The organism is Ewingella sp. CoE-038-23 (assembly GCF_040419245.1).
In the GTDB taxonomy this organism is placed as follows: Bacteria; Pseudomonadota; Gammaproteobacteria; order Enterobacterales; family Enterobacteriaceae; genus Ewingella; species Ewingella allii.
This window is the reverse complement of the sequence record NZ_JAZHOH010000002.1, coordinates 151003-164576: the sequence shown is the minus strand read 5'-3', so window position 1 is coordinate 164576 and position 13574 is coordinate 151003. Positions and strand designations below refer to the sequence as shown.

The following is a 13574-nucleotide window of genomic DNA, read 5'->3' as shown; positions in this document are numbered from 1 at the left end:
AAGTTTTTGTTTATCGCTATTCAGACTTAATCAACCTGCCACCCGGCGTTGTAAAAAGTCGATAAAAGCCCGCACTTTTTCCGGTACGTGGCGGGTGTTGGGGTAGAGGGCATAAATTCCCTGAGCCGGAAAACGGTGATCGGGTAGCAGATGAGTCAGCTTTTTAGTGACAATGTCACTTTCAACCAGCCATACGGGCAGCAGCGCGATACCCGCGCCGTTAAGGGCGAAGGCTAATAAAGAGGAGGCGCTGTCGGCCATCAGCATCGGGCTTTGTCCGGCGTTGAACAGCACGCTTTCACCCGTTGGGGTCAGCACTTGCCAGGTTAGCGGGGTGTTCAGGCGACTATGGGCAATCCATCGTGCCTGCTCCAGCTGGGTTAAATCCGCGATGTTGCCGCCCCATTGCTGTAAATAGTCCGGAGAAGCGACGGGGAGAATATCAAAACGGTCGATCAGCGCTGCGTGGTGGCTGGAGTCCGCCAACTGCCCGAGGCGAATAGCCACGTCAAAACGGCCAGAAATCAGGTCGTCGTGATTCGACGAAGAGACGTGCTGAATGCGCAGTTGCGGGTGAAGCAGGGAGAAAGCCGCCAGAGCCGGAACCACCACCACGCGCGCGCCATATTCCGGCGTGGTGGTGATGCGTAGCAAACCTTGCAGGCCAGAGTGATCGCGGCGTACGTCGTCGAGCACGCTTTCGGCGTCTTGCAGCAGTTGTAGGCAGCGCAGGTAAAATCGCTCTCCGGCGTCGGTCATGGCAATGCGCCGGGTGCTGCGGGTTAGCAGGGCGACGCCCAGTTCGTTTTCCAGCTGCTTAATGTTGAAACTGACCACGGCTTTAGTCAGGCCGAGGTTATTGGCCGCGGCGGTAAAACTGCCCGCCGCCACGACGGCAACGTACATTTCAAGGCGCTGTAAATTCAGCATGATTTCTCACCTAACCGGCATTATTGTCAAAGTTATTTTGACAGTGTAACGCCGGTAAGCCAATTTATCTCGGCCAGTTAAAGCCCTAGACTGCATGCTTTCCTGCTTTATATTCTGAGAACTTCATGACTTACCGGATGCGCGTCGCCAGCGTCTACCTGCTGGGCTTTTTTGTCGATCTGATCAATATGTTTATCGCTAACGTGGCCTATCCGGACATTGGCCGCCACTTCGACGCCCCCGTCAGCCTGCTGGCTTGGGTCAGCAATGGCTACATTCTTGGCCTGACGTTGATTATTCCTCTCAGCCGCTGGCTGGCTCAGTGCATCGGCGCTAAGCGATTGTTTATCATCTCATTATTGATATTTATTCTTGGCTCCTGCGGCGCGGGATTGTCAAATTCCATGGCGCAGCTGATTGGCTGGCGTGTGGTGCAAGGTCTTGGTGGGGGCCTGCTGATCCCCCTCGGCCAGACGCTGACTTATGCCCTTTACCCGAGTCACCAGCGAGCCAAGCTTTCGTCCTTGATCATGCTGGTGGGGTTGATGGCTCCGGCATTATCCCCGGCAGTTGGGGGGATGATTGTCGACAGTCTGAGCTGGCGCTGGGTGTTTTTTGCCTCACTGCCACTGGCGGTTGTGGCGCTAATTCTGGCAGCCTGCTGGTTAAAACCTGAAATCGAGAAAGTCGCCGCTGGGCATTTCGACGGGCGAGGTTTGCTGATGCTGTGCGGCGCTTTGACCCTGATTTTGCTCGGCCTGACCTATCTGGGGGATGACCAGCAGATGCTGTTCGGCGGCGGGTTGCTGCTAGCGGGAGCCTTACTAATGGCGGCTTATGTGCTTTACTCGCTGCGTTTACCTCAGCCGCTGCTCAATTTGCGACTGGTGCAGGATCCGCTGCTGCGCATTTCGATGATTATCTATCAGTTCATTCCCGGGCTGTTTACCGGCGTCAGTCTGGTCGCCATGCTCTATCTGCAAGACCAGCTCAAAATGCATGCGGCGCAGGTGGGGATTTTGATGCTGCCCTGGTCGCTGGCTTCTTTTATTGCCATTAGCCTCACGGGGAAAACCTTCAACAAGCTGGGGCCGCGCCCGCTGTTTATTGTTGGCTGTCTGGTACAGGGGATGGGCATTGCGACGCTGACGCAGATCAGCGGCGCGACGGATATCGGCCTGCAACTTACCGCCTTCGCGCTGATGGGCTTTGGCAGCAGTTTGTGCAGCAGCACGGCGCAAAGCACGGCGTTTATCCAGATTGAAGACCGCCAGTTGGCCGATGCCAGCGCGCTGTGGAACATCAACCGCCAGCTGAGTTTTTGCCTCGGCGTAACCCTGCTTAGCCTGTTACTCAACCTTTTGCTCAGCTACTCGGGCCTGAGTGCTGAACGCGCCTACCAATTCTGCTTTGTGCTGGCCGCCCTCAGCGTCTTTATTCCCATTGCGCTGTGTTGTCGAATCGCCAATCGCAGCCTTGTTAACACCTTAAATCAGGAGTCAACGTGAACCGTTATTTTCAGGAAGTGCTTGATGCACATGACTTAATCGCCAGCTGGTTGGGTAATGCTAACTCCCCGCAAACCACCTACGACCAGCTTCTGGGCCGCTTCAGCCCGCAATATTCGATGGTGACATTGAGTGGCCATGTATTGGATTTTGAGAAGTTATGCGGATTTTTCCAATCGCAGCATGGCGCAAAAATCGGCCTTCAAATTGAAATCGAACAGATGAAGTTGGTGGCAGAAAGCGCCGACGGCGGAGTGGTTAGCTATCAGGAGCGCCAGCAGCTTCCCGGCCAGAACGCCACGCTGCGCTACTCGACCGTGGTGTTTTCAGCCGATGCGGATGGCAAAGTGATCTGGCGACATTTACACGAAACCGCCGCCGCAAAGGGATAAGCCGGACTATCATTTAAACAGCGAAAGGTCCGCATTTCGGGCCTTTATTGTTTGTCCACCAGGCGCAGATTGCGCTGATTGATGATGCGGTGCAGGTTAGTTTCCACCCAGTCCGTTAGCCCAGTGAGCTGTGTTTGTACCTCAACGCCTAACGGGGTCAGGCTGTATTCCACGTGGGGCGGCACCACGGGGTAGGAGATGCGATCCACAAAACCGTCGGTTTCCAGCGCCTGTAAAGTCTGCGCCAGCATCTTCTCACTAACTCCGTTGATTTTACGGCGTAATTCGCTGAAACGCTGGGTTCCGTCGCTTAAGGCGATCAGCACTAAAACGCCCCAGCGGCTGGTGATGTGGCTGAGAATTTCGCGGGACGGGCAGTCGGCGCTCATCACTTCGCCCCGGCGAAGACGCTCTCCGAGGATGTTCTCCATGACCTGTTCTTCAGCCGTTTCGACCGGCAATGATGTTAATTTCATACTAACCTTTTTGTACGTACTTACGAAAAGTTAGTATATCGCATAGGATGTCTTTCACGGACGCGATATTCAGACTGTTTCGTCATAAGACGACCGTCCAATCGAACCTAATTCACTTTCGGAGAAACATCATGATCGCTATTACCGGTGCTACCGGCCAACTCGGCCGCCTTGTTATCGCAGCATTGTTGAAGAAAGTCCCCGCGAACCAGATCGTCGCGGCAGTGCGCAGCCCTGCAAAAGCCAAAGACCTGTCTGACCTTGGCGTCGATGTGCGTCAGGCGGATTACACCCAGCCCGAAACGCTGGAAAGTGCCTTCAAAGGTGTGGAAAAAGTGCTGCTAATTTCTTCTAACGAAGTGGGCCAGCGCGAGGCCCAGCATCAGGCGGTGATTGACGCGGCCAAACGCGCCGGGGTGAAATTGATTGCCTATACCAGCTTGCTGCACGCCGACACGACCAAACTGGGATTGGGCACCGAGCACCGCGCGACCGAGGCGGCACTCAAAGCCTCTGGCGTGCCTTCGGTGATTTTGCGCAACGGCTGGTATACCGAAAACTACGCCGCGAGTATTGCTCCGGCTCTGGCTCACAATGCATTTATCGGCGCAGTTGGCGAAGGCCGCATCTCTTCTGCAGCTCGTGAAGACTATGCCGAAGCCGCGGCGGCGGTATTGCAGTTGGAAAATCAGGGCGGGAAAATCTACGAGCTGGCTGGCGATGAAAGCTACACATTGGCCGAGTTCTCCGCCGAGATTGCGCGCCAGTCGGGCAAAAAAGTCGACTACGTTAATCTGTCGCAAGATGAGTTCGCCAAAGCGCTGCTTGGCGCGGGCTTGCCGGAAGGTTTTGCCAATCTGCTGGCGGATTCAGACGCCGGTGCGGCGCAGGGCGGACTGTTTGACGACAGCAAAACCCTGAGCAAACTGATCGGGGGTAAAACCACGCCTTATCAAGATGTTATTGCGGTGACCTTAAAGTCTCTTTAAGTTCTGGACAGGTTGAAACCGGCGCTCTGGGTCAATAGCGCCGGTTTTTTATTGGCGTTTTAACAGTAAACCCAAGACAAAAATTCCTCCTAGTCCGGCAGTGATAATGCCAATCGGCAGCTCCTGTGGTGCAATCAGTAACCTGCTCAGCAGGTCGCCGCCCGACATTAAAATGGCACCAAACAGTGCCACTACCGGCAGCAATAAACGATGGCGAACCCCACACAGCGGCCGCGCCAGGTGGGGCACCATCAAGCCAACAAAGCCAATCACCCCCGTCAAAGAGACCAACAAAGAGGTCGCCAGCGCGCAGCCGAGGAAGATTTCAATCCGCAGGCGGGTGAGGTTTATCCCCAGAGAAATCGCGGTTTGTTCTCCTGCCAGCAGGGCATCTAGCCAGCGCCAGCGTAGCGCGACTACCGCAAACAGCAGTGCGACGGCGGCCAGAGCAAAGCCAATGTTGTCCCATCGCGCCAGCCCTAATCCGCCCAGCGACCAAAATAGCACCGAACCTGCCGCGCGCTGATCGCCCGAGAAAACCAGATAGTTGGTCAGTGCGCCAAACAGGAAAGAGATCGCCAGGCCGCTGATCACCAGCTTTTCCGCCCCTTTGGCGCGTTGCAGCATAAACAGCAACATCACCGAAACCGCAGAAAGAATGCCGCCCGCGAAGGCCGAAATCGGCAAACCCCACGCACCCAGTTTATCGCCATAACGGGTGATCACCGCCACGGCTCCGGCGGACGCTCCCGAAGATAGCCCGAACAAAAAAGGGTCGGCCAGTGCATTGCGGGTAGTGGTTTGCAGCAAGGCTCCCACCATCGCCAGGCCGGCTCCGGTCAGCGCCGCCAGTAAACTTCGCGGCAGGCGCAGCTCAAACACGATGCGATGGATCATGTCAGGAACCGGGGCGTGATAAAGCCCCAGCGAGGACAAAACCTGCGAAATCGGCAGGGAAACGCTCCCCGCCGCGACGCCCAGCAGCATCAGTAATATCAGCGTGAACAGGCTCAGCGCAATAATCAAAAAGTAGCGAAAACGACCCATTTTCAACGCTTTGTGTCCGTGTAAAGCACCTTGGCGAGTTTTTCCACTGCGTCAATATTCGCCGGACCCGGCGTCAATTCGCTGTACTGCAACTTCACATAGCGATGATTTTTAACCGCGGGCGTCTCCTTCATTAATGGGTGAGATTCGAGGAAATGCTGTAAGGCCGCCGCGCCGCCGCCGGTCTGGTAATCCAGCAACACAATCACATCCGGCTCTTGGGTTGCCACGCTCTCCCATGAGGTGGTGGTCCAACTGGCGTCCAGATTGTCCATAATGTTTTTACCCCCGGCGGCTTCAATAATTGCCGTCGGCATGGCGTATTTCCCGCTGGTGAAGGGCTTGTCCTCGCCGGAGTCATACACAAAAACTTTTAGCGCTTTCTGTTTACCTATCTTCTGTTGCACGGCTGCGACGCGAGCTTTCCAGCCATCGACCAATTTTTGCGCCTCTTCGCGTTTGCCGAAAATTTCGCCCAGCTTCAACTCGTCGCCATACAGCAAATCCATGCTGGCGCGCGGGCGATGCTTGTCGACAAAAATACAGCTTTCGGTCAGCACCAGCGTTTTCACCCCGTAGTGGGCGAGCGACTGTGGTGTGACGTCGCCGCCCAATTTCATGCCATAGTTCCAACCGGCGAAAAACAGGTCAGGGGCGACGGCAACCAGAGTTTCTAAAGAGGGGTATTTGGCAGCCAGTTCGGGGATATTTCCCTGCTGAATCTTGAATTCTGGCGTCACTTTGTACCAGCCGCTAATCCCAGTCACGCCAACAATATGGCTTTGCAAACCTAAAGCAAAAGCCATTTCCGACATATTTAAATCGTTGATCACGGCGCGCTGCGGGGCCTGAGTAAAAGTCAGCGGCTGGCCGCAGCTGTCCACCGTAACCGGGAAGCCGCTGGCAAAGGTCAAACTGGAGAACAGTAAACCGGGCAACAGAAAGGCGAGTTTTTTCATGAGGTTGTCCTAGAGAAAAGTAAAACATTAAGCGCACAAAGGCGCTTCAAAAATGCGTAAAGAATTGCCGGTAATAGGGTGGGTGACGGTGTAACTTTCCATGCCGAACACGCGGTTTATTATTTGAGCAGACAGCGCGATTTCGGGGTAACCCCAGATCACCAGCCTGCCTTTTTGCATCACTACGACGCGATCGGCGAAAGGTTCGATAAGAGGCAAATCATGCAGCACGGCGATGGTCGAAATTCCCTTGCTGCGCACCAGCGACAAAAGCGTCGCGCGGCTTAATGGGTCGAGATGATTGGTCGGTTCATCGAGCAGCAACAATTGCGGAGTTTGGGCAAAAGCGCGAGCCAAGGCGGCGCGCTGTTTTTCTCCGCCGGAGAGTGACCCGATCAGTCGATGGCGCAAATGTTCCAGTTTGGTATCCACCAGTGCGCGCTCAATACAACGCCGATGATGAAGGGGCGTGCAGCAGTGATGATGGGGAATGCGGCCGAGGGCGACATAGTCTTCAACCAGCAGTCGCTGATCGGGCGGATCGTCCTGCGCCACAATCGCAATAAGCTTGGCGCGCTCTTGCCGCGAGAAGCTGGCCAACGGCTGACCGTTGAGCAAAATGCTTCCTTCGCTTGGCACGAGTTCGCTGGTCAGGGCGCGAAGTAAAGTCGATTTACCACTGCCATTCGGCCCGATCACCGCTAAACATTCCCCTGCGTCGAGCTGGAAATTTACTCCGCTAATTAACAGGTTGTTGCGCTGCGTGCAGATACTTAGGCCTTCAATGCTAAGAACGTTGGGAGTGGACATGGCAATAGGTTTGTCAAAAGATGATATTGTTATGTTATAACATATCAATACGAAGTGAAATCAAAATAAATTGGCATTTTTGGGACTATGATCGCCAAAAGCCTTGGTTAAATTGATGCAGCTGAGCTGCCTAATATTGGCGATTCGCATTCTCAGTGACTCCAGACTTAATAGGTCTGGAGTCACAAAGGTTTGCCTCGGTTTACTGAAGTTGTTATAACTGCGCACCGGACTTTTGCCTGTAGAAATTACCTGAATGAACCAAGCCGTGACAGAACCCGACATCGCCGCCGATCAGGTTGGCCGTCATGTGATCCTTTTTCTTAACCAGATCAAGAATGCGCCGCTGACCGAGCTGGATAATATGGAAGAAGAGGGGAACGCCACCGTCGAGCAGGTGATGAAAGTGTGGATCAGACTGTCGCTGATGATCACGCGGCGTCGCCCGGAAATTGCTATTTCCTCTCTGCTTAAACACGTGCTGCCGATGATTGGTTCGCTGCCGCTGAATAAAGTGACGCGCCTGCGGCTCAACCGGCTGTTTAACGTGCTGCTGGCCGACGGAAAAATTGCCGAAGCCAAGCGCGTTTTTGCTCTGTGCAAACAGTTTATGAGCTGGGCGGAAACCCAAGGTTATATCGAACATTCTCCAATTGGCTCGATGAAACGGCGAGACGTCGGCGGCCGAAATACGCCGCCAAGAGAGCGATCGTTGACCGACGCAGAAATCTGGATTTTCTGGCATGGTCTTGATTTATGGGATATTTCAGAGCAGTGCCGCTGGGCTTTGCGCCTCTGCTTGCTCACCGCCAGGCGACCTGACGAAGTGGTTCGCGCACGCAAAGACGAGTTTCATTTAACCATTGGTTTGTGGCGTCAGGGGCAGAGAAATAAGTCCCACCGTGACCACAGTTTACCCCTTACCGCAATGATGACTCGCTGCGTCAATGCCCTGTTGGAAGCCAGTCCGGCCGACAGTCCGTGGCTGGTGCCTTCGCCTTCGGACCCGCAAAAACCTTTATCGCGCGGGGCGATCACCCAGGCTTTGCGCAGAATGGTCCGCGCAGAAAGAGGGCTGGGCATCGAGGCTTTCACCACTCGTGATTTGCGCCGAACGGCCCGATCCAAGCTTGCCTCCCTCAATATCGCCAACGACGTGGCGCGTAAAATCATGAATCACTCGCTGGAAGGCATCGACCGCGTCTACGACACACACGACTATTTACCGCAGATGAAACAGGCGCTAGAAGTCCTGTCCGCAGACATCGAGCGGATAATTTCCAGCGACTCCTACCAAAGCCTCCACCACCGTTATCAAGGCGAATCGCTACAAATTAGCGAACGATCGCTGCTTTTTATGGTGGGTTGATGTCCTCTATTTCTTTACTAACAGTTGCCTATGGCGTTATTTCCATGCAAATAGCGCTTGCTGTATACATGGCTTAATCTGCTCCAGCTCGCAGCTTTTTCCCCACATTTTCACTAGCGACATTTACAGTTTTGAGCCCTATCGCAAATATGAAAATGATAATTATTATCATTTGATGTGTGCCTATAACTCCTTTAACTTACTGATTGGATAAACAGTGAAGTTGTCTTTGTACTTAAAGGAGAAATATATAATGAGTGGTGGATACAATGATAATAATCTTGGGGGGCATACTCATGATAATGGAGATGGCACCTCAACAACGTCTGATAATCGTGGCGATATAACACACCATACGCCTGATAGTAGCTCATCAAATACAAGCTCGTTTCAGGGAGGAGACGGCGGTCGTGACAATGTAACCTCATCAGTTCCCTCAGTTAATCTCACCTTATTTCCCGAAGCACAGGCCTCAATGGTTTTGGGTGCACCAACAACGCTATCCTTAGTTGATGGTTTATGGGGCTTTACGTTTCTAAAATCACAGACAATTCAACAAGCTATAGCAGAGGCTTTTGCAAAATTGAAACCCATCTCAGCGCCAGTTGCCGGTATGTTGTGGCGCGGCTCTCTATGGGGGATCGTGGTTCAAGCGGTTACACCCTCTAAAATCGCTCCTGATGATATGTCGATGGTTCCGCATATTTTTACTACGTTGCCTGCAAATATGGTTACTAAAACCCCTTACACGCAACTTCCTACTCAGACTGCTACATTAGTTGATGCTAGAGTTACGGATCTTATTCAGAACAATCAACAGATGAGTGCGCTGGTGAGTGCGCCCTCTCTGCCACTTAATGTGCCAGTGGTGGCAGCTAAACCCAGCGGTCGTCCTGGTGTCTATACGGCAAGCATTGTCCATGGAATGCCGGATATTCATATTAACGTAGGCACTCCATTGTCTGCTGCGCCTCAAAAACCAGCGACCAATTTACATGAAGTCAGAAATGCACCTTTAACCCAGCAACAGATATTCGCTTCTGGAGGAAATGTAAGTGATGCCATTATCTATTTCCCACCTGAAGCTAAGACAGATCCAATTTATATTTCGGTAACGCCAGTATTAACGGTACAGCAGATTAAAGAACTGCAAGCAGAGTTCGAAAGGCGGCAGGCACAGTGGGATTCCGGACATCCTGTAGACGTCGCTGAACGAAGACTCTATCAAGCGAACGAAGCGCTAAATTATGCACAAGAAAATTTAATCCAAAAGCAAAGTGTATTAGACAGGATAAAAAATACGCCTGAGGGACTGGCATTAGCCGATCCAATAACCCATCCAATTACTTCGACATCATCACAATTTCTTTCCGTGCCAAGTTATAGCGGCGGAGGAGTAAGTTTTGAAGCGACTGCCACTATTGATACTAGAGAAAGTCTCGGCCAGTTATTAAGTATGGGCGGTGCGGCTTATGTCAGTAATGTATTGCAATGGGGGGATGTTAGCGGGCCAGACCAAGATGGCGTCATCGTCGGTAATGGTTATAAAAATGCCACTATTGCTGAGTATGAAAAACTGCGACAGCAGTTGATTGCCAGCCAAAACGAAATTATTGCGGCGCAGGAGGCTTTAAACTCAGCTTCTGGCACACGCTATCATGCTGAACAGGATAGAAATAATGCGGAAAGTAATCGGGACAAAATAAAGGAAGAGAATAAGGATAAGCCGACTGACTTTACCATTGATGATAAAATAAGAAAGCAAATGGGCAAGAGGGGGTGGACAGAACAAGATATCAGAGATGCAGTTTCGAAAGGACCTAAGGGGCTCTCTGTTGATCAACGCGGACCTAAAAAGACCCCTCCAGATTTTTTGGGAAGGGATGATTCGGCATCCGTGTATGGCGCGCCGGGAAAATACGTCGTCATTAATGACCGAACAAAAGAAGTGACTCAAGTAAGTGATAAAACTGATCCAGATTGGGCTGATGACAGTAGGATTTTTTGGGGGAATCAAAAATGAGTCAAAGACAATTTAGTCACAAAATTCTCTATGAAGATGCAGCCGATTTTTTCCTATTGGATGGCGATGCGCGCATGAAACTATCCCCGAAAGCAGCAACAGAGGTCTGTGAAGAAGCAACTCGCAGAGGTATTTTTATTGGGGCAATTGAAGGTGGACATTGGCTCAATCCGGGGTTTAAACCTGATATGAACACCAATTGGGACTCATTAAAATATTACCAAGCCGATGCCGATCTTAAGACCAATAATGATCGCGCAATCGAAAACATCAACGATGATGCCAGAGAAGGGTACACGGCGTTTATTATTACTCTGATCTAGAGCTTCAAGTTTTTGTCATTAGGACGCCCAATAATTCTTATTGTTGGGCGTATTTCAATGATCTGCTAGCTTTTTATGTTTAAGGGAAATATCAATGACAGGGAAACTGTTTAGACAGGATACTTTGTATCATGAGGGGGCTAAGTTCTTCGAACTTAAAGGTGATTCATGCATGGCTCTATCTCCTCATGCTGCGAGAGAAGTCTGTGAAGAAGCCACCCTTAAAGAATTTTTCGTCGGGACCGTGGAAGGGGGCCACTGGCATAATCCTGGCTTTCAGCCTGATTCGAATACCCGCTGGGACTCATTGAGATATTACCAAGCCGATGCCGATCTCAAGGCCAATAATGACCGCGCTATCGAAAACATCAACGATGACGCCAGCGAAGGATACACCGCATTTCTCATTACTCTCATCAAGAGCCCCTAGCCCTTTGCTTGTTTTGACGTCAGGCTTTTGCGAACAATTAGACCCTTTTTGCCCTCCTCAAACTCAGAATTTAAAGTGTGACAGAATTTCTCATGAAACCGGTATGAAATGAATTAATGCTAGACTTTGCTCTGTACTTTGCATGGTCAGAGAACGGAGAGAATAATAATGAATTTAACAAAAACGGCGACCACCGGGTTGCCTGCGCCGACACAGACTCTGTATTTAAGTAGTCGCAGTTCAGAGGAAAAACGACAGGAGATCCTCAACTATTTTCAGCAGACTTGGGCACTGTATGAGCGTCTTTTCGACTGTCTGGACGACGAGCGCGCTTACTTCAATAAGGCCATTTCGCTGCGTCACCCGCTGATTTTCTACTTCGGCCATACCGCCACTTTCTACATTAATAAGCTGATGGCCGCGGGGCTGATTAAGCAGCGCATTGATGATGAAATTGAAGCCATGCTGGCTATCGGCGTGGATGAAATGAGCTGGGACGATCTTGATAACAATCACTACAGCTGGCCGAGCGTGGAGCAATTGCGCGACTATCGTGGCAAGGTTCACTCGCTCATTACTCAGTTTATCAAAGAGATGCCCCTTGAATTGCCTTTGGACTGGGAAAGCCCGGCGTGGGTGATTTTGATGGGTATCGAGCATGAACGCATTCACCTCGAAACCTCCAGCGTGTTGATCCGCCAGTTGCCGATTGAGTGGGTGAAGCCGCAGGCGCACTGGCCTGTCTGTCCTCAATCGAGAACCGAACGTGGCGAAGTTCCGGCGAACTCATTGGTTTCGCAAAAAGGTGGCGAGATCACTTTGGGCAAAACGGATGATACTTACGGCTGGGATAACGAATATGGTTCGTTCAAGACCGAGGTAAAACCTTTTAAAGCCAGCAAAATGCTGGTCAGCAATGCCGAGTTCTTTGAGTTTATTCAGGCCGGTGGTTATCAAAATAACGACTGGTGGGATGAAGAAGGGCAAGGGTGGCGCGATTTTGCGCAGGCAGTCTGCCCGACATTTTGGGTGGGCGATCTCGCCTCGCCTGAATCTTTGAAGCTGCGCCTGATGGCGGAAGAGATCTCCATGCCGTGGGACTGGCCTGCCGAGGTGAACCAGCTGGAAGCTGCCGCGTTCTGCCGCTGGAAGGCGGATGAAACCGGTAAGTCTATCCAGTTGCCGACCGAGGCCGAATGGTACGTTTTACGCGACCAGGTTGAGGGCGACCAGCCAGACTGGCAACAGGCGCCGGGCAATATTAATCTGGCGTGGTGGGCCTCTTCCTGCCCGGTAGACCAGTTCTCGCAAGGGGATTTTTACGACGTGGTCGGCAATGTCTGGCAGTGGACGACCACCCCAATTGGCGGTTTTTCGGGTTTCCGCGTCCACCCGCTATATGACGATTTTTCTACGCCAACCTTTGATGGCAAGCATTCCATCATCAAGGGCGGCAGCTGGATTTCTACCGGCAATGAAGCCTTGCGCTCGTCGCGCTACGCCTTCCGTCGGCATTTCTTCCAACACGCGGGCTTTCGCTACGTGGTGTCTACTCATCAGGAAAAACAGATTGTGAATCCGTACGAAACTGACACCTTGGTGTCGCAATACCTTGATTTCCAATACGGTAAATCCTATTTCGGCGTGGATAATTATGCCTGCGCATTGGTCGCCATCGCTGAAAAACTCTGTGATAAACGCCAGCGCGCTTTGGATATCGGCTGCGCCACCGGTCGCGCCAGCTTTGAGCTGGCCCGCACGTTTGACCAGGTCACCGGTCTGGACTATTCGGCGCGCTTCATTGACGTGGCACTGTCGCTGGCCGCCGGGGAAGAGCTGCGCTATTTGATTCAGGAAGAGGGCGAGCTGATGGAGTACTGTCACGCTCGTTTATCGGATGTCGGGCTAAGTGCTGAGCTGGCTGCAAAGGTGCGCTTCTCGCAGGGCGACGCCTGTAACCTTAAGCCGCAGAAAGAGCCTTACGATCTGGTGTTGGCGTCCAATTTGATTGACCGCCTGCGCGAGCCGAAGCGTTTCTTGCGTGACGTTGTCACTATGATCCGTCCCGGCGGCATTCTGATGCTCTCTTCGCCATACACCTGGCTGGAAGAGTTTACGCCGAAGGAGAATTGGCTGGGGGGCGTGCGTGAGAATGGCGAAGCCCTGACCACTCACCAAGCCTTGCAGCGCCTGCTGTCGAGTGACTTTGAAGAAGCGCAGCCGCCAATGGATGTGCCTTTTGTGATCCGCGAGACGGCGCGTAAATATCAGCACACCGTGGCCCAGTTAACGGTTTGGCGTAAGAAGTAACTTTGCAA

Annotated in this window: 13 protein-coding genes; 8 read left to right on the top strand and 5 right to left on the bottom strand. The window is 52.2% G+C overall.

Annotated elements, in window-relative coordinates; translation table 11 throughout:
* Window positions 1–30: 30 nt before the first annotated feature.
* Entirely contained in the window at window positions 31–930 is a 900-nt protein-coding gene (locus tag V2154_RS23225) for a LysR family transcriptional regulator (RefSeq protein ID WP_353504217.1), read from the bottom strand.
* Window positions 931–1055: 125 nt separating this feature from the next.
* Between V2154_RS23225 and V2154_RS23220 the strand changes: the two genes are divergently transcribed.
* Both V2154_RS23220 and V2154_RS23215 read left to right on the top strand, forming a co-directional pair.
* On the top strand, window positions 1056–2438 hold the full coding sequence (locus V2154_RS23220) for an MFS transporter (RefSeq protein ID WP_353504216.1): 1383 nt from the start codon (window positions 1056–1058) through the stop codon (window positions 2436–2438).
* A complete protein-coding gene (locus tag V2154_RS23215; protein ID WP_353504215.1) occupies window positions 2435–2830 on the top strand; it encodes a DUF4440 domain-containing protein in 396 nt (131 codons plus the stop codon). Before V2154_RS23220 ends, V2154_RS23215 begins: the two co-directional genes overlap by 4 nt.
* 44 nt (window positions 2831–2874) lie before the next feature.
* Here the strand turns inward: V2154_RS23215 and V2154_RS23210 are convergent, their stop codons facing one another.
* The gene (locus V2154_RS23210; protein ID WP_353504278.1) at window positions 2875–3261 is read right to left on the bottom strand and encodes a winged helix-turn-helix transcriptional regulator; all 387 of its coding nucleotides are present in this window, start codon (window positions 3259–3261) and stop codon (window positions 2875–2877) included.
* Window positions 3262–3437: 176 nt separating this feature from the next.
* Between V2154_RS23210 and V2154_RS23205 the strand changes: the two genes are divergently transcribed.
* Complete coding sequence (locus tag V2154_RS23205; RefSeq protein WP_353504214.1) at window positions 3438–4295, top strand: SDR family oxidoreductase; 858 nt, start codon at window positions 3438–3440, stop codon at window positions 4293–4295.
* Window positions 4296–4343: 48 nt separating this feature from the next.
* Here the strand turns inward: V2154_RS23205 and V2154_RS23200 are convergent, their stop codons facing one another.
* The 3 genes from V2154_RS23200 to V2154_RS23190 are packed head-to-tail and all read right to left on the bottom strand — an operon-like array spanning window position 4344 to window position 7111.
* On the bottom strand, window positions 4344–5342 hold the full coding sequence (locus V2154_RS23200; RefSeq protein WP_353504213.1) for a FecCD family ABC transporter permease: 999 nt from the start codon (window positions 5340–5342) through the stop codon (window positions 4344–4346).
* Window positions 5343–5344: 2 nt separating this feature from the next.
* Window positions 5345–6301: an ABC transporter substrate-binding protein gene (locus tag V2154_RS23195; protein ID WP_353504212.1), complete on the bottom strand. Its 957-nt coding sequence runs from the start codon at window positions 6299–6301 to the stop codon at window positions 5345–5347.
* A gap of 27 nt (window positions 6302–6328) precedes the next feature.
* Window positions 6329–7111 carry an ABC transporter ATP-binding protein gene (locus tag V2154_RS23190; protein WP_353504211.1) on the bottom strand — a complete coding sequence of 261 codons (783 nt, stop codon included), beginning with the start codon at window positions 7109–7111 and terminating at the stop codon, window positions 6329–6331.
* Window positions 7112–7367: 256 nt separating this feature from the next.
* Between V2154_RS23190 and V2154_RS23185 the strand changes: the two genes are divergently transcribed.
* The 5 genes from V2154_RS23185 to ovoA all read left to right on the top strand — a co-directional run bounded on the left by V2154_RS23185 (window position 7368) and on the right by ovoA (window position 13566).
* Window positions 7368–8480, top strand: coding sequence for a tyrosine-type recombinase/integrase (locus tag V2154_RS23185; protein WP_353504210.1), 1113 nt, complete (start codon window positions 7368–7370; stop codon window positions 8478–8480).
* A gap of 253 nt (window positions 8481–8733) precedes the next feature.
* The gene (locus tag V2154_RS23180) at window positions 8734–10503 is read left to right on the top strand and encodes a colicin-like bacteriocin tRNase domain-containing protein (protein WP_353504209.1); all 1770 of its coding nucleotides are present in this window, start codon (window positions 8734–8736) and stop codon (window positions 10501–10503) included.
* Entirely contained in the window at window positions 10500–10826 is a 327-nt protein-coding gene (locus tag V2154_RS23175; protein WP_236942826.1) for a colicin transporter, read from the top strand. The genes V2154_RS23180 and V2154_RS23175 overlap by 4 nt, the downstream gene beginning before the upstream one ends.
* Window positions 10827–10920: 94 nt before the next feature.
* Entirely contained in the window at window positions 10921–11256 is a 336-nt protein-coding gene (locus V2154_RS23170; protein WP_353504208.1) for a colicin transporter, read from the top strand.
* A gap of 168 nt (window positions 11257–11424) precedes the next feature.
* Window positions 11425–13566, top strand: a complete 2142-nt coding sequence (ovoA, locus tag V2154_RS23165) for a 5-histidylcysteine sulfoxide synthase (protein ID WP_353504207.1) — start codon at window positions 11425–11427, stop codon at window positions 13564–13566.
* Window positions 13567–13574 lie beyond the last annotated feature (8 nt).